This is a genomic window from Gammaproteobacteria bacterium, from assembly GCA_032250735.1.
Classification (GTDB): Bacteria; Pseudomonadota; Gammaproteobacteria; order SZUA-152; family SZUA-152; genus SZUA-152.
In genome coordinates this window covers 15,096-30,635 of record JAVVEP010000036.1, presented here as the reverse complement: position 1 = coordinate 30,635, position 15,540 = coordinate 15,096, and the positions used below count along the sequence as shown (strand labels likewise).

Below are 15,540 nucleotides of genomic sequence, written 5' to 3'. Positions count from 1 at the left end.
TGCGCAGGTAGAACGGCACCCCGGCCCAGCGCCAGTTGTCGATGCGCAGGTCCAGGGCGGTGTAGGTCTCGGTGCGCGAGTCCGCCGGCACGCCGGGTTCCTCCCGCCAGCCGGGCACGGGTTCGCCGTCGATGGTCCCCGCCGCGTATTGGGCGCGCACGGTGCGGCGGGCCACCTCCTCCGGGGTCATGGGGCGCATGCTGCGCCACACCTCGATCTTCTTGTCGCGCACCGCGTCGGCGTCAAAGGCCACCGGCGCCTCCATGGCGGTATGCGCCAGCAGTTGCATCAGGTGGTTGGCCACCATGTCCCGCAACGCGCCGGAGTCGTTGTAATAACCGGCGCGATGGCCGACGCCCAGGGGCTCGGCGGCGGTGATCTCCACGTAGTCCACGTGATTGCGGTTCCACAGGGGTTCGAACAGGGCGTTGCCGAAGCGGAAGAACAGGATGTTCTGCACCGTCTCCTTGCCCAGGTAGTGGTCGATGCGGTAGACCTGCCGCTCCGCGAAGACCTCCGCCACGGTGGCGTTGAGCGCCCGCGCCGAGGCGAGATCCCGGCCGAAGGGCTTTTCCATGACGATGCGGGCATAGCCCTTTTGCTCCTGGTTCAACCCGGCGCCCGCCAGGCCGCGGATGATGTCCGCCGCCGCGCCGGGGGCTGTGGCCAGGTAGAACAGGCGATTGGCCACGGGCAGTCCATCCAGGAACGCCGCCAGGCGGCGATGGGTGTCCGGGTCGGCGAAGTCGCCGGAGAAATACTGGATGCGCGGCGCGAACATGGCCCATTCGTCCGCGTCGAAGCGCGCGATTTCGCTGGAGCCGGCCACGCCCTCGCGCAGGTGCTCGCGGAAGGCGTCGTCGCTCATGGCCTGCCGCCCCACGCCGACGATATGAAAGGACGGCGCCATGCAGCCTTCGCAGCCGAGATGGAACAGAGCGGGCAGCAGCTTGCGCCGGGTCAGGTCGCCGGTGGCGCCGAAGATCACCAGCACGCAGGGATCGGCTATGGGCAGATGGGCGGCGGGCAGCTCGATGCGGGTGGTGACGTCGATTTCCGAGGGCATGGTCGGCTCCTATTTCGTTCCGGGTTCGGCATGTCCGCCGAAACCCTGGCGCATGGCGGAGAGCAGCTTCTCGGCAAAGGTGTGATCCCGGCGCGATCGGAACCGGGCGAAGAGCGCGGCGGTGAGCACCTCGGCGGGCACCGCCTCGTCGATGGCGGCCTGCACCGTCCAGCGCCCCTCGCCCGAGTCCTGTACGAAGCCGCTGAAGCCGGACAGCCCGGGGTCGCGCGCCAGGGCGTCGGCGGAGAGGTCCAGCAGCCAGGAGGTCACCACGCTGCCGCGCCGCCACAGTTCGGCGATATCGGCCAGGTCGAGATCGTAGCGCTCGTCCTGCGGCAGGGTTTCCGCGTTGGCGTTGCGCATAATGTCGAAGCCTTCGGCGTAGGCCTGCATTAGGCCGTATTCGATGCCGTTGTGCACCATCTTGACGAAGTGGCCCGCGCCCGCCGGACCGCAATGGAGCCAGCCCTGTTCGGCGCTGCCGTGGCGGGTGCGGCCCGGCGAGGGCGCAATGTCCGATTCGCCCGGCGCCAGGGTGCGGAACACCGGTTCGAGCCGTTCATACGCCGCCCGGTCGCCGCCCACCATCAAACAATAGCCCCGCTCCAGCCCCCACACCCCGCCGCTGGTGCCCACGTCGAGATAGTGGATGCCGTGTTCGGCGAGCATGGCCGCGCGCCGCACGTCGTCTTTGAAATAACTGTTGCCGCCGTCGATGATCACGTCACCGGAATCGAAGTGCGCGGCCAGTTCCGTCACCACGCTTTCCGTGGCCTCACCCGCCGGCACCATGAGCCAGACGGCGCGGGGCCGCGTCAGTTTTTCCGCCAGCTCCGCCAGGCTCGCCGCGCCGGTAGCGCCCTCGCGCACCAGTGGCGCCACGGCCTCCGGATTACGATTGTAGACCACGCACTCGTGCCCGCCGCGCAGCAGGCGGCGCGCCATGTTGGCGCCCATGCGCCCCAGTCCCACGATGGCTATCTGCATGTCGTCTCCTCAGTTTTTTTCCAGGCGCGCCAGGCGGCCCAACAATTTGTCATGGGCCTGCGCGAACAGGCTTACCCCGTCATCCAGCAAACGGGCCGTGACCTCATCCAGGGAGATCCCCAGGTTGACCAGCGCTTCAAGGACGGCCTCCGCCTCGTCGGCGCCCTCTTCCAGACTCGGGCGCACGCGGCCGTGGTCGCGGAAGGCGTCCAGAGTGGCCGGCGGCACCGTGTTCACCGTGTCCGCTCCGATGAGTTCCTCGATATACAGCACATCGCGGTAAGCGGGGTTTTTCACGCCGGTGCTCGCCCACAGCAGGCGCTGGGATTGCGCGCCCCGTTGGGACAGCGCCTGCCAGCGCGGCGACGCGAACTGCGTCTTCCATTGGCGATAGGCCAGCCGGGCGTTGGCGATGGCCGCCTTGCCCATGAGCGAGCGGATGAACTCGCGTTCGTCCGGCGCTTGCGCGAACTGCAGGCGCTGCCCGAGGCGCTCGTCCACTTCGGTGTCGATACGGCTGACGAAAAAACTGGCCACGCCGGTGATGCCGTCCAGCGGCAGACCGGCGGCCGCGCGCCGTTCCAACCCATCCAGATAGGCGTCCATCACCCGCGTGTGCATGTCCCGGGAAAACAGCAGGGTGACGTTGACGTTGATGCCGTCGGCGATGAGTTGGGTGATGGCGGGCAGGCCGGCCTCGGTGGCGGGAACCTTGATCATCAGGTTGTCGCGGGCCACGGCCTGCCACAAACGGCGCCCTTCGGCCACGGTGGCCTCGGTGTCGTGGGCCAGAGCAGGCGGCACTTCCAGGGAGACATAACCGTCGCGCCGGTCCGTCGCCGCATAAACGCCCTGCAACGCATCCGCCGCGGCGCAAATATCGGGCAGCACCAGGCGTTCCAGCATCTCGTTGGACGCCAGGTCCTGGCGGCGCAGGGCGTCGAGGTCGTCGCGGTAGTCGGGATCGCCGCCGATGGCCTTTTCGAAGATGGCCGGGTTGGAGGTCACGCCGCGCACATCGTCCTCGCTAATCAACCGGGCGAGGCCGCCGCCAGCCAGCAGATGACGGTCGATGTAATCCAGCCAGACGGACAGGCCGTGTTGCGGCAGTTGTTTCAGTGGGTTCATGGCAGTCTCCTCGCGGCATGAGCGAATATGGAATATGGAATGAGTCGCCTGAGGGACGCTTTTCTTACACTGTCACTGTGTGGCGCGTAAGATTTGGCGCGCGGCACCGACCAATTTTCCATCAGCTTTCATCACAATGCTGATGCCCCATGCCCTTTGGAGTTCAACAATTATGATGACTTGCAAACAGGCCGCCACGATGCTTTCTCTTTCCCTGGACGGACGGCTCGCCCCGAGCCGGCGCCTGATGTTGCGCCTGCACCTGCTGTGTTGCGCCAAGTGTCGCCGCCACTCGCGGCAGCTCCAGTTTTTCAGGACCGCCGCCCGCCGGTTTGGGCAGGATGCCGGGCGGGCAGGTTGTGACAAACGGCGCGGTCGGGAGTCAATGTAATTAGCAATGTCGCCGGCCAGCCAGGGACGGATACCATGAATCCTCTGATCACAACCCTTTTCGCCCTCGCGCTGCTGCCGGTGCAGGCAGCATCGGGGCAAACCCTAAACGGTTTCGACTTGTCCAACGCCTCGGTGCCAGTGGAGGAAATACTCAGCGGCGGCCCGCTGCGCGACGGCATCCCGGCCATCGACCGGCCGAGGTTCGTCGCGGCGCGCGAGGCCGGTTTTTTGAAAGACGATGACCGCGTCCTCGGGCTGGTTCTCAGCGGCATCGCCAGGGCCTACCCTATCCGCATCCTCAACTGGCACGAGATCGTCAACGACCGTTTCGACGGCGAGGCGGTGGTGATCAGTTTCTGCCCCCTGTGCGGTACCGGCACGGCTTTCCGACCTGGGCAGGGCAAGGCCAAAACCTTCGGCGTCTCCGGGTTGCTCTACAACAGCGACCTGCTGCTCTACGATCGCGAAACCGAATCCCTCTGGTCGCAGATTCTCGCCAAGGCGGTGTCCGGCACGCTGCACGGCGAGCGGCTGCAACTATTGCCCCTTGAACACACCACATGGCGCGACTGGCGCGAGCGTTATCCCGGCACCCTCGTGCTGAGCACCGACACCGGCCATCGCCGCGATTACAACCGCTCGCCCTATGCAGGCTACGAAACCTCCGGGGGCCTGTACTTTCCCGTCACCCGTATCGACCCGCGCTATCATCCCAAGGAACAGGTCATCGGCATCGAGATCGGCGGCCGCTTCAAGGCCTATCCCTTCGGCGAGTTAGCGCGCACCACCGGCGAGGTCATCGACGAGATCAACGGCACAAAGGTCATTATTCGCTTCGACAAGACACACCGCTCGGCGCAAGCCTTTGACGCGGATAACAAGATGATCCCCGGCATCACCGGCTTCTGGTTCGCCTGGATGGCGTTTCATCCTGACTCGGAAGTATTTATCGCTGAGTGACTGTAAGGTAACGCCCGCCAACGCGACTACTGAGTACGTATTTATGTGTAACGTATTCAGATGTTCGAGGTGCCACCATGCGCGCGACCCTACCTTTACTGCAACAGACCGAATTCCCGGCCCTGGGCCGCGGCACCCTGGAAACCCTGCAAGTCAACCTGGGCTACCGTTGCAACCAAAGTTGCCTGCACTGCCATGTCAACGCCGGGCCCAACCGCAAGGAGATGATGGATTATGAAACGCTCGAACTCATTCCCGAGGTATTGAGGGCGCGCGGGATCAACAAACTTGATCTCACCGGCGGCGCGCCGGAACTGCACGAGGGGTTCCGCACACTGGTGCGTGAAGTGACGGCGATGGGCGTGCGGGTGATCGACCGCTGCAACCTCACGGTCCTCTTCGAGCCGGGGCAGGATAATCTGGCGGCGTTTCTGGCGCGGCACCAGGTGGAAGTGGTCGCCTCACTGCCCTGCTATTCTGTAGACAATGTGGACCGGCAACGCGGCAAGGGGGTGTTCGACAAAAGCATCGCCGCGCTGCAACAACTCAACCAACTGGGCTACGGACATGAAGGCTCCGGCCTGACACTCAACCTGGTCTACAACCCGCAAGGCCCATCGCTGCCGCCGGACCAGCACAACCTGGAGGCGGCCTACAAACGCGAACTACACGAGCACTTCGGCATCGTGTTCAACCGCCTCTTCGTCCTGGCCAATATGCCGATCCAGCGTTTCGGCTCCATGCTGATCTCTAAAGGGCAGTTCAACGACTACATGCGCCTGCTGAAGGAGAACTATGCGGCGGCCAATCTTGGCGAGGTGATGTGCCGCAGTCTGGTGAGCGTCGATTGGCGCGGCTATCTCTACGACTGTGACTTCAACCAACAGCTTGGCTTGTCCATGTCCGAATTAACACATCGGAACCGGCCGCACCTGCGCGATCTGTTGCACGCCGATCCGGCTGGTCACCCGATCCAGGTAGCCGACCACTGCTACGGCTGCACCGCCGGGCAAGGCAGCAGTTGTGGCGGCGCGTTGTAAATCTAATTAAGGAACATCAATGAAAAGAACGGTACTGGTATTCATACTGGCGGCGATCATAGTCGCCTTCTTCGCCTTCGATCTCGATCAGTGGCTCACCTTCGAGGCATTGAAACAGAGTCAGGCGCGCTTCGATGCCCTGTATGCCGAATCCCCCTGGTTGGTGGCGGGTGTTTTCTTTGCCGTCTATGTCATTGTCACCGCGCTGTCTTTGCCCGGCGCGGCAATCATGACCCTGGCGGCGGGCGCGTTCTTCGGGCTGGTCACCGGCACCGTGCTGGTGTCGTTCGCCTCCTCCATCGGCGCTACTCTCGCGTTTCTGGTTTCCCGCTTTTTGCTGCGCGACGCGGTGCAACAACGTTTTGGCGACAAGCTCAAGGCCATCAACGACGGCATCGCCAAAGACGGCGCTTTCTATCTTTTCACCCTGCGTCTGGTGCCGCTGTTCCCCTTCTTCCTGATCAATCTGGTGATGGGGCTGACACCGTTGCGCACTGCCACCTTTTACGGGGTCAGTCAGGTGGGGATGCTGGCGGGCACCCTGGTCTATGTGAATGCGGGGACACAGCTCGCGCAACTGGATAGTGCCGCCGGCATTCTCTCGCCGGGACTGCTGCTGTCGTTTGCCATGCTGGGGATATTCCCGCTGATCGCGAAAAGTGTGGTGCGCCGCATTCAACGCCGCCGGGTTTATGCGCGTTGGCGGCGCCCGAGGAAATTTGATCGCAACTTGGTCGTCATCGGCGCCGGCGCGGCGGGACTGGTCAGCGCCTACATCGCCGCCGCCGTGAAGGCCAAGGTGACCTTGGTGGAAGCACACAAGATGGGCGGCGATTGCCTGAACTACGGCTGCGTGCCGAGCAAGGCGCTGATCAAAAGCGCCAAGCTGGCGCAGCAGATGCGTGACGCCGAACACTACGGCCTGGAGAGTGGCGAACCGAAATTCAGTTTCCGCAAAGTGATGGCGCGCGTGCACGAGGTGATTCGCGCGGTGGAACCCCACGACAGCGTGGAGCGCTACACCCAACTGGGAGTAGAGGTTCTGCAAGGCTACGCGCGGGTAATCGATCCCTGGACCGTCGAGATCAAACTCAACGGCGGCGGCATGCAACGGCTCACTACCCGCGGCATCGTCATCGCCGCCGGGGCGCGCCCGTTTGTACCACCGCTGCCCGGTATCGAAGAGACCGGCTACCTCACCAGCGATACCCTGTGGGAGGAATTCGCCAAGCTGGATCAAGCGCCCAAACGCCTCGTGGTGCTAGGCGGTGGCCCCATCGGCTGCGAGTTGGCCCAAAGCTTCGCCCGCCTCGGCTCGCAGGTTACCCAGATCCAGCGCGGCCCGCGCATCATGCCCAACGAGGATGCAGAGGTTTCGGTGCTGGCGAAAGAAGCGCTTGAAAAGAGCGGCGTTAAAGTGCTGACCGGCCACGCGGCTGTACGTTGTGAAAGAGAACGCGAGCGCAAGTTCATCATCGTCAAACAAGGCGATATGGAACAACGCATCGAGTTCGACGCCCTGCTCTGCGCCGTCGGCCGTGTAGCACGCCTGCAAGGATATGGTCTTGAAGAGCTGGGTATCGAAACCGAATGTACCGTGGTCACCAATGAATACCTGGAGACCTTATATCCCAACATCCTCGCCGCCGGGGACGTGGCCGGGCCCTATCAGTTCACCCACACCGCCGCCCACCAGGCGTGGTACGCCGCGGTCAACGGGCTGTTCGGTGATCTGAAACGCTTCAAGGCGGACTACTCCGTCATCCCCTGGTCTACATTTATTGATCCCGAGGTGGCCCGCGTCGGCCTCAACGAACAGGAGGCAAAACAGAAAGGCGTGGCCTACGAAGTGACGCGCTACGGCATCGACGACCTTGATCGCGCCATCGCCGACGGTTCGGCCCACGGATTTGTGAAGGTCCTCACCGTGCCAGGCAAAGACAAAATCCTCGGCGTCACCATCGTCGGCGAACACGCGGGCGACCTACTGGCGGAATTCGTGCTGGCCATGAGACACGGCCTCGGCCTCAACAAAATTCTCGGCACCATCCACATCTACCCGACACTGGCCGAGGCCAACAAATACGCCGCCGGTGAATGGAAGCGCGCCCATGCGCCGCAACGGGTGCTGGCGTGGCTTGAACGCTATCACGCCTGGAAGCGGGGTTAGATCATGAAACGTTTTTTATTTACATTGCTGTTGCTGGCACAAACGATTACCGCACAGGCGGCGGCATTCGCCCACGCCAACTGGGATGCGCTGCTGAAAAAGCATGTGGTATCGATTCAAAATGGTCAGGCGACACAGGTCGATTACGACGGCATGATGAAAGACCGCGCACAACTCAAACGCTATCTCAGCGCCACCTCGAATGTCATTCGCACAACCTTTGATGATTGGAGCAAAGAGGAACAACTCGCCTTCCTCATCAACGCCTACAACGCCTGGACCGTGGAACTGATCCTGAGCGGCTATCCCAACATCGAATCGATCAAAGACCTGGGCTCGTTTTTTCAATCGCCGTGGAAAAAAGCCTTCATTCCCCTGCTCGGCGAAACCCGTTCGCTCGACGATATCGAACACGGGCTGATCCGCGGCTCGGGCCGCTATAACGATCCGCGCATCCACTTCGCCGTCAACTGCGCCAGCATCGGCTGCCCTGCGCTGCGGCCGGATGCCTACCTTGCCGAGAAACTCGATCAACAGCTCGATGAGGCGACGCGCCTGTTTCTTTCCGACCGGACACGCAACCGGCGGGAAAACGACACGCTTTATGTGTCGAGCATTTTCAAGTGGTACCGGGCGGACTTCGAACATGGCTGGCGCGGCGCCGAATCGCTGGAACAGTTTTTAAGCCTTTATTCCAACCCCCTCAGTCTTGATGGCACCGCCCAGCGGTTGCTGTTGTCGGGCAGCATGGACGTGGAGTTTTTGGCGTACAACTGGCGGCTCAACAGGACGGATTGACCGCGCTGCCGTTCCGGCCAAAGTGAAAGGTTCACTGTAATATCTGTGCCCATGGAGCGACCAACTGGAACCTAAGACTATTATTACCAGGCAGGTTCAACCGCTGGCCCACTCAATGGAGAATGATCATGAAAACTTTCCTAATCATCGTGACACTACTGTTCTCTCTGACCGCTGGCGCCTGGGCCGCCGATGGCCTGGTGTCCGTCAAAAGTCCTCACTCTGTCAGGCAAACCATGGACCGGCTCGAGTCCGTGGTCGGCGCGGCGGGCATGAAGGTCTTCGCCCGCGTCGATCACGCGGCGGGTGCGGCCACAATCGGCAAACAGCTGCGGCCCACCCAACTGCTGATCTTCGGCAACCCCAAGGGCGGTACACCGTTCATGGAATGCGCGCAGACCGTGGGCATCGATCTGCCCGTCAAGGCGCTGGTCTGGCAGGACGAGGCTGGGCAGGTGTGGCTGGGCTACAACGATCCTGCCTACATCGCCAAACGCCATGATGTACCGGCCTGCAAGGTGGCGGCCGGCATGAGCAAGGCGCTGGCGGGATTCGCGGAAAAGGCGATTTCAAAACAGGAGTAATGGAGAAGCAACATGCATGATGTCGTGCAGGACTATTATGGCAAGCAGTTACAACACACCGGCGACCTGAAAACCGACGCCTGCTGCGACACGTCACAAGTGCCAGAATGGCTCAAGCCGCTGCTGGTGCGAATCCATCCCGAGGTGCTGGCACGCTACTATGGTTGCGGTCTGGTGTGCCCGCCCTTGCTCAAAGGCGCGCGGGTGCTGGATCTCGGCTGTGGCTCGGGACGGGACGTGTACGCGCTGGCACAACTGGTGGGTAAAAACGGCGAAGTGATCGGCGTCGACATGACCGAGGAGCAGTTGGCGATCGCTGAAAAACACCGCGCCTGGCACCGCGATGCCTTTGGCTTCGACAATGGCTTCGACAATGGCGTCGACAACATACGCTTCCTGCACGGCTACATCGAGCACCTCGACGAACTCGATCTCGAAGCCGAAAGCTTCGATGTCATCGTCTCCAACTGCGTCATCAATCTCTCCCCGGACAAGGACGCGGTGCTGGCCGGCGTGCAACGCCTGCTCAAACCCGGCGGCGAGATGTATTTTTCCGACGTCTACGCCGACCGACGCGTGCCCGATGCGGTGCGCAACGATCCGGTGCTGTACGGCGAATGCCTGGGCGGCGCGCTCTATTGGAACGATTTCTTGCGGTTGGCCCAGCGTCATGGCTTCGCCGACCCGCGCCTGGTGGAGGACCGCCCGCTGTCGGTCACCGAACCGAAACTCGCGGCGCTCACCGGCAACCTGCGTTTCTTCTCCGCCACCTACCGCCTGTATAAGCTCGACGGCCTGGAAAGTGCCTGCGAGGACTACGGTCAGGCGGTGATCTATCGCGGCACCATCCCCGAGCATCCGCACCGATTTGTGCTCGACAAACATCATGACATGGAGACCGGCCGCGTCTTCCCGGTGTGCGGCAACACCTGGCGCATGTTGCACGACACGCGCTTTCACGATCACTTCGACTTCATCGGCGATTTCAGCTGCCACTTCGGCCTGTTCGCGGGCTGCGGCGGCGGGCTGCCTTTTGACACCGCTGCGGTGGGCGGAGCAACGTCCTCATGCTGCTGACACCATCCGCGCCGCAACGCCATAGTGTCCTGGTGCTCTGCACCGGCAATTCGGCGCGCAGCATCATGGCCGAGGCATTATTCAACCACGTGGCCGCCCAACGCTTCACCGCCTACAGTGCGGGCAGCCACCCGGTGGGCGTGGTAAACCCCTTTGCCCTGGAACAGATTGATCGCCTGGGTATGGACACAAGCGGCTTTCGCAGCAAGAGCTGGTCGGAATTCACGGGGCCGGAAGCGCCGCCGCTGGATTTCGTCATTACGGTGTGTGACAACGCCGCCGGGGAAAGCTGCCCGCATTTCCCGGGCGCGCAGCAGCGCATTCATTGGGGGCTGCCCGACCCTGCGGCGGCCGGCCCATCAGAAGAGGAAAAGCGGCTGGCTTTCAAGGCGTGTTTCGACACACTGAAAAACCGGATACAGGTTCTAGCCGGGCAACCCCGTATCGATATCGATAATCTGGCCGCGCTCATGCAACAGCTGGCGCACGATCGCGTACCCACGGAGATCTGGTATTGAAAAAGACCATCGCGATTGCGCTTACAGGCATTATCCTGCTCCAGCCCCCGCTATTGAAAGCGGCCGATGACCGGCTGACCCTTACCGGCTCCAGCACCGTGGCGCCGCTTGCGCTGGAAATTGGTAAACGTTTTGAAAAACAAAATCCCGGTATTCGCATTGATGTGCAGACCGGCGGTTCGACGCGCGGCGTGATGGACGCCCGCGCGGGGCTGGCGGATATCGGCATGGCCTCCCGCGCCCTCAAGCCGAAGGAGAACGACCTCACGGCCCATACCATCGCCCTTGATGGCATCGGCATCATCCTGCACCGCGACAACCCGGTGGTCGCGCTGAGTGACCAACAGATCATCGCCATCTACACCGGCCGCATCACGAATTGGCGCAAGGTCGGCGGTAAAGATGCGCGCATCACGGTGGTCAACAAGGCGGAGGGACGCTCGACCCTGGAGCTGTTCCTGCATCATCTCATGCTGAAAAACAGCGCGATCAAACCCCATGTGGTGATCGGCGACAACCAGCAGGGCATCAAAACCGTGGCGGGCAATCCTAACGCCATCGGTTATGTCTCCATCGGTACCGCCGAGTTCGAAGCCACCCAGGGCACCCCGATCAAACTGTTGCCCATGGCGGGCATTGCCGCAAGTGTCGAGAATGTACGCAACCACACCTTCCCGTTGTCACGGCCACTCAACCTGGTGACCAGGGGTGAGCCTTCAACCCTGGTCCGGCGCTTTATCGATTTCGCCCAATCGGAGGCTGTTGATGATCTTATCCAGGCCCAGTATTTCGTTGCGCCGTAACGCTGACCACGCGCTGGCGCCGCTACTCCTGGCGCTGGCAGCGGGCGCGGCACTGATCCTGCTGCTGGTGGTGGTTTTCCTGCTGCGGGAATCCTGGCCGCTGCTGGACGATGGCGGCTGGCTGCGTTTCGTGACCGATGAGGGCTGGCATCCGCTGGAGGGCCGTTTCGGCCTGCTGCCCATGGTGTGGGCGACACTGGCCGCCGCCCTCGGCGCCATGCTGATCGCCACACCCCTCGGCCTGGCCGGCGCGCTGTTCGAATGCTTCTACGCGCCGCCCGTATTGGCGCGGCTTTACCGCATGATGGTGGCGCTGCTGGCGGGGATTCCGTCGGTGGTCTTCGGGCTCTGGGGCCTCACGGTGCTCGTGCCGTTGATCGCCCGCTGGCAGCCACCCGGTGCCAGCCTCTTCGCCGCCATCATCATTCTGGCGCTGATGATCCTGCCCACCGTGGCGCTGACCGGCAGTGCCGCCTTGCGCGGCGTGCCTGCCTCACTGCTTCACGGCGCGGCCGCGCTGGGCATGACGCGCAGAGGCATCGTGACCGGCGTGGCGATTCCGGCGGCGCGTGGCGGCATCACCGGCGGCGTGCTACTGGCCACCGCCCGCGCCCTGGGCGAAACCATGGCGGTGCTGATGGTGGCGGGCAACGTGGTGCAAAACCCCACCGGGCTGTTCGAGCCGGTGCGGGTGTTGACCGCCAATATCGCGCTGGAGATGGCCTATGCCACCGGCGATCATCGCGCCGGGCTGTTCGCCTCCGGCTTGTTGTTGACGTTGATGGTGCTGATGTTGGCGTGGTTTGCCGCGCGGACGAACCGGAGCGAGGACCATGGCTGATCGCCTCTTCACGCTGGCGATCTGGAGCGCGGCACTGCTGGTGGCCGCCGCGTTCTTGTGGCTGCTGGGCGATCTGGCGTGGCGGGGCATGGGCCATCTGTCCTGGTCGTTTTTGGTCTCGGACCCGGAGAACGCCGGTCGCAACGGCGGCATCGCGCCGATCCTGGTCTCGACACTGTTAATACTTGCCGTGGCGCTGACGGCAGCCATCCCGCTCGGCCTCGGTGCCGCCGTCTGGCTCGCCGAATACACCCGCCGCGGGGGCGCATCGGGCCGGAGCATACGCCTCAGTCTCGATGTCCTGGCGGGTGTACCCTCCATCGTCTTCGGCCTGTTCGGTTACGCCTTCTTTTGCGTATTTCTGAAGCTGGGTTTTTCGATTCTCTCCGGCGGGTTGACGCTGGCCTGCATGATCCTGCCCATTCTCATCCGCACCAGCGAGGCGGGCATCGGCGCCGTCAGCGACGACTGGCGCCGCGGCGCCCACGCCCTGGGCATGACCCGCGCCGCCGCGCTGTGGCACATCCTGCTGCCCGCCGCCGCCCCAGCCATCACCGCCGGGCTGCTGCTTGGCATCGGCCGCGCCACGGCGGAGACGGCGGCGCTGATTTTCACCAGTGGCTACGTGGACCGTATGCCGGAATCCCTCTCCGATTCCGGCCGCGCCCTCGCCGTGCACATCTACGATCTGTCGATGAACGTCACCGGCGGTGATCAGGCGGCTTATGCCTCGGCACTAGTGCTGATCGTACTGATCGTCGCCATTAATGCCAGCGCGCTCACCCTCTCCGATCGCTGGCTGAGCAACAGGATTGCAACATGAACGACGAACACAAAACGATATATACCCTTGGCGGTATCGAATCGGGGCCGCCCTGCTGCGAACCACTACCGCATTTGCGTATCCGCGATCTTTCGGTGGCTTACGGCGGCAACACCGTTTTGAATGAAGTGTCACTGGACATTTACCGGGGCTGCATCACCGCGCTGATCGGTCCCTCGGGTTGCGGCAAGACCAGCTTTCTCTCCGTGCTCAACCGCCTCACCGATCTGCTGCCAACGGCGCACGTGCGGGGCGAGGTGCGGTTTGAGGAGGCCGACCTGCTCGACCCGCGCCTCGACGTGCTGGCGCTGCGACGCAGGATCGGCATGATCTTCCAGAAGCCCAACCCGTTTCCGCTTTCCATCCGCCGCAATCTGGAACTGCCGCTGCGCGAGCACGGCGTGCGCCGCCGCGAGGTGATCGAACACAAGATCGAAACAGCGCTGCGCGATGTCGGCCTGTGGGAGGAAGTGCGCGACCGCCTCGAATCACCGGCGCTGGCCCTCTCCGGCGGCCAGCAACAGCGTCTGTGCATCGCGCGCGCTCTGGTGCTGGAACCCTCGGTACTGTTGATGGACGAACCGTGCAGCGCACTCGATCCTATTTCGTCCGGCATCGTGGAAGAACTGATCCAGCGGCTGCGCGGCCGCTACACCATCATCATCGTCACCCACAACCTGGCCCAGGCGCGGCGCATCGCCAACTACGCCGCGTTTTTCTGGATGAAGGAGCGCGTCGGCAAACTCATCGAATTCGGCCAGTGCCGTCCCTTGTTTGAGACGCCGACGCATCCGTTGACGGCGGCCTATGTGGCAGGGCTGAGCGGTTGAGTTCCGCGGATTCGCGGCACATACCTATTTCGTTAGAACAACAGAGAGAACAACCAACAGGAGGGTACAAATGAAAATATCCAATAGTCTACGCAAAATGACGCTGGCGGTGCTCGGCGCATTCGGGTTAACGCTTTCGCTCCCGGGCGGCGCGGCCAATCTCTTTGTCGAGGCCGGCGCAAGCGGCGCGAGCTGCACAGCCGCCGAGTCCTGCGCCAGCATCCAGGCTGCGGTCGATCTGGCCTCGCCCGGCGACCAGATCATCATCGGCGACGGCGTGTTTGCCGAAAACATTCGCATCCTTCCCGGCAAGGACGGGATCACGCTAACCGGAGGTGGGCAAACAGTCATTGATTCCTCCGGCGGCATCGACGGCGTGTGCGCGCCCTGCCCGACAACGCCCGCCGATGTCGTGCTCGATATTTTCGCCGCGGATGTGGTGATTAAAAACCTCAGCATCGTTCACTCCGGCCCGACACCCACCAAAAGAGACATCGGCGTGTTCGTGCGTCCCCCGGCCAGTGGCGTGACGTTAAAGCACCTGAATTTCCGGCGCGACCGTAGCGGCGAGGCGCCGATTCCGGGTCCGGGTTCGCGGGGCGTGTTCGCCTTTCTGGCGCCCGATCTCACCATCAAAGACTCCACCTTCCGCGGCAGCTATCAAGACAGCATTCACATCCCGGCCTCGAACGTGATCATCAAAGACAACGACATCGCCGATACGCCGCGAGTCGGCATCGTGATCATACAGGAGCCCGCCGGAAGCCCGACCGTCGATTCGCTCATCGCCGGCAACGCCGTTACCAATACCGGCGGCGACGGCATCCAGATCCAGGGCGATAACAACGTTGTGAAAGGCAACACCGTCACCGACAGCGCGGGCGCGGGCATCAAGTTATGCGGCGCGGTAGTGGGTGACTGTGTCGATCCGGGCGACACGCAAATCGCTGCGGTGGCGGAGGACAACATCGTCAATTCGAATACGGTCTCCGGCAGCGGCGGCGGGGATGTCGTCGATAATGGCATCGGCAATTTGGTCAAGTAAGGCGATGGATAAAACGGTTATATCAATACCAAACTGCAAAACATACCCTCTTCTGCTAGCTTGCCCCTGAGTTTATCCGATCAACCTAGCTCCAGCTCCACACGGGTATCGATAGCCGCGCTGATTGAGATTTATCAATGCATGTCATTGGTGGATTGATCATCATTCACGCCGTCCATCTACAACGGAGGTAAAGCGCATGAAACAGAATATGGGTTATTCAGATCGTGTTATTCGGCTGCTGGTGGCGATCGGTATTGCCGGGCTGTACTTTACGGGCACAATATCCGGTACCACCGCATTAGTGCTTAGCATTATCGCCATCGTCCTGTTGTTGACGAGCCTGGTCGGGGTATGTCCTGCCTATCTTCCCTTCAAGCTGTCGACACGTAGGCCGCGACATGCAGGCCAAAAGAGTTCTCACGCACATTGAGTAAGCTGTGTACCCAGACCACCCTATGCCCGTCATAGGGTGGT

General features: G+C 62.6%; 17 protein-coding genes. 14 read left to right on the top strand and 3 right to left on the bottom strand.

The window, feature by feature from the left end; all coding sequences use genetic code 11:
* The 3 genes from zwf to tal all read right to left on the bottom strand — a co-directional run.
* Positions 1-1,066 (bottom strand): glucose-6-phosphate dehydrogenase (gene zwf / locus RRB22_14475; GenBank protein MDT8385611.1); only part of this gene is annotated, 1,066 nt, incomplete at its 3' end.
* 9 nt (positions 1,067-1,075) lie between these two features.
* On the bottom strand, positions 1,076-2,053 hold the full coding sequence (gene gnd, locus RRB22_14470; protein ID MDT8385610.1) for a decarboxylating 6-phosphogluconate dehydrogenase: 978 nt from the start codon (positions 2,051-2,053) through the stop codon (positions 1,076-1,078).
* Between the two features lie 9 nt (positions 2,054-2,062).
* Positions 2,063-3,181, bottom strand: coding sequence for a transaldolase (tal, locus tag RRB22_14465; GenBank protein MDT8385609.1), 1,119 nt, complete (start codon positions 3,179-3,181; stop codon positions 2,063-2,065).
* A 172-nt stretch (positions 3,182-3,353) separates the two neighbouring features.
* On the opposite strand from tal, the gene RRB22_14460 reads away from it, so the two are divergent.
* From RRB22_14460 to RRB22_14395, 14 genes are all read left to right on the top strand, one after another.
* The gene (locus RRB22_14460; protein MDT8385608.1) at positions 3,354-3,572 is read left to right on the top strand and encodes a zf-HC2 domain-containing protein; all 219 of its coding nucleotides are present in this window, start codon (positions 3,354-3,356) and stop codon (positions 3,570-3,572) included.
* A gap of 35 nt (positions 3,573-3,607) precedes the next feature.
* Positions 3,608-4,534, top strand: coding sequence for a DUF3179 domain-containing protein (locus RRB22_14455; GenBank protein ID MDT8385607.1), 927 nt, complete (start codon positions 3,608-3,610; stop codon positions 4,532-4,534).
* Between the two features lie 77 nt (positions 4,535-4,611).
* Positions 4,612-5,574 (top strand): arsenosugar biosynthesis radical SAM protein ArsS, encoded by a 963-nt coding sequence (gene arsS, locus RRB22_14450; GenBank protein MDT8385606.1) that lies wholly within the window; start codon positions 4,612-4,614, stop codon positions 5,572-5,574.
* 19 nt (positions 5,575-5,593) lie between these two features.
* Positions 5,594-7,744, top strand: a complete 2,151-nt coding sequence (locus RRB22_14445) for an FAD-dependent oxidoreductase (GenBank protein ID MDT8385605.1) — start codon at positions 5,594-5,596, stop codon at positions 7,742-7,744.
* Positions 7,745-7,747: 3 nt separating this feature from the next.
* A complete protein-coding gene (locus RRB22_14440) occupies positions 7,748-8,542 on the top strand; it encodes a DUF547 domain-containing protein (GenBank protein ID MDT8385604.1) in 795 nt (264 codons plus the stop codon).
* A gap of 128 nt (positions 8,543-8,670) precedes the next feature.
* Positions 8,671-9,126: a DUF302 domain-containing protein gene (locus RRB22_14435; GenBank protein MDT8385603.1), complete on the top strand. Its 456-nt coding sequence runs from the start codon at positions 8,671-8,673 to the stop codon at positions 9,124-9,126.
* A 12-nt stretch (positions 9,127-9,138) separates the two neighbouring features.
* On the top strand, positions 9,139-10,203 hold the full coding sequence (locus tag RRB22_14430) for a methyltransferase domain-containing protein (protein ID MDT8385602.1): 1,065 nt from the start codon (positions 9,139-9,141) through the stop codon (positions 10,201-10,203).
* Complete coding sequence (locus tag RRB22_14425) at positions 10,194-10,721, top strand: arsenate reductase ArsC (protein MDT8385601.1); 528 nt, start codon at positions 10,194-10,196, stop codon at positions 10,719-10,721. The genes RRB22_14430 and RRB22_14425 overlap by 10 nt, the downstream gene beginning before the upstream one ends.
* Before the next feature lie 14 nt (positions 10,722-10,735).
* Positions 10,736-11,524, top strand: coding sequence for a phosphate ABC transporter substrate-binding protein (locus tag RRB22_14420; GenBank protein MDT8385600.1), 789 nt, complete (start codon positions 10,736-10,738; stop codon positions 11,522-11,524).
* Positions 11,487-12,365: a phosphate ABC transporter permease subunit PstC gene (gene pstC, locus RRB22_14415; protein MDT8385599.1), complete on the top strand. Its 879-nt coding sequence runs from the start codon at positions 11,487-11,489 to the stop codon at positions 12,363-12,365. The genes RRB22_14420 and pstC overlap by 38 nt, the downstream gene beginning before the upstream one ends.
* Positions 12,358-13,188, top strand: a complete 831-nt coding sequence (pstA, locus tag RRB22_14410) for a phosphate ABC transporter permease PstA (GenBank protein ID MDT8385598.1) — start codon at positions 12,358-12,360, stop codon at positions 13,186-13,188. Before pstC ends, pstA begins: the two co-directional genes overlap by 8 nt.
* Complete coding sequence (locus tag RRB22_14405; GenBank protein ID MDT8385597.1) at positions 13,185-14,018, top strand: phosphate ABC transporter ATP-binding protein; 834 nt, start codon at positions 13,185-13,187, stop codon at positions 14,016-14,018. The genes pstA and RRB22_14405 overlap by 4 nt, the downstream gene beginning before the upstream one ends.
* A gap of 70 nt (positions 14,019-14,088) precedes the next feature.
* The gene (locus RRB22_14400; protein ID MDT8385596.1) at positions 14,089-15,063 is read left to right on the top strand and encodes a right-handed parallel beta-helix repeat-containing protein; all 975 of its coding nucleotides are present in this window, start codon (positions 14,089-14,091) and stop codon (positions 15,061-15,063) included.
* A gap of 199 nt (positions 15,064-15,262) precedes the next feature.
* Complete coding sequence (locus RRB22_14395) at positions 15,263-15,496, top strand: DUF2892 domain-containing protein (protein MDT8385595.1); 234 nt, start codon at positions 15,263-15,265, stop codon at positions 15,494-15,496.
* Positions 15,497-15,540 lie beyond the last annotated feature (44 nt).

Bases quoted from the DNA above. Each gene is read 5' to 3' on its own strand.
- RRB22_14435 (MDT8385603.1), top strand. From the start codon at position 8,671: ATGAAAACTTTCCTAATCATCGTGACACTACTGTTCTCTCTGACCGCT.
- pstA (MDT8385598.1), top strand. From the start codon at position 12,358: ATGGCTGATCGCCTCTTCACGCTGGCGATCTGGAGCGCGGCACTGCTG.
- RRB22_14445 (MDT8385605.1), top strand. From the start codon at position 5,594: ATGAAAAGAACGGTACTGGTATTCATACTGGCGGCGATCATAGTCGCC.
- gnd (MDT8385610.1), bottom strand. From the start codon at position 2,053: ATGCAGATAGCCATCGTGGGACTGGGGCGCATGGGCGCCAACATGGCG.
- RRB22_14440 (MDT8385604.1), top strand. From the start codon at position 7,748: ATGAAACGTTTTTTATTTACATTGCTGTTGCTGGCACAAACGATTACC.
- RRB22_14455 (MDT8385607.1), top strand. From the start codon at position 3,608: ATGAATCCTCTGATCACAACCCTTTTCGCCCTCGCGCTGCTGCCGGTG.
- RRB22_14405 (MDT8385597.1), top strand. From the start codon at position 13,185: ATGAACGACGAACACAAAACGATATATACCCTTGGCGGTATCGAATCG.
- pstC (MDT8385599.1), top strand. From the start codon at position 11,487: ATGATCTTATCCAGGCCCAGTATTTCGTTGCGCCGTAACGCTGACCAC.
- RRB22_14395 (MDT8385595.1), top strand. From the start codon at position 15,263: ATGAAACAGAATATGGGTTATTCAGATCGTGTTATTCGGCTGCTGGTG.
- RRB22_14425 (MDT8385601.1), top strand. From the start codon at position 10,194: ATGCTGCTGACACCATCCGCGCCGCAACGCCATAGTGTCCTGGTGCTC.
- RRB22_14430 (MDT8385602.1), top strand. From the start codon at position 9,139: ATGCATGATGTCGTGCAGGACTATTATGGCAAGCAGTTACAACACACC.
- RRB22_14460 (MDT8385608.1), top strand. From the start codon at position 3,354: ATGATGACTTGCAAACAGGCCGCCACGATGCTTTCTCTTTCCCTGGAC.
- RRB22_14400 (MDT8385596.1), top strand. From the start codon at position 14,089: ATGAAAATATCCAATAGTCTACGCAAAATGACGCTGGCGGTGCTCGGC.
- arsS (MDT8385606.1), top strand. From the start codon at position 4,612: ATGCGCGCGACCCTACCTTTACTGCAACAGACCGAATTCCCGGCCCTG.
- tal (MDT8385609.1), bottom strand. From the start codon at position 3,181: ATGAACCCACTGAAACAACTGCCGCAACACGGCCTGTCCGTCTGGCTG.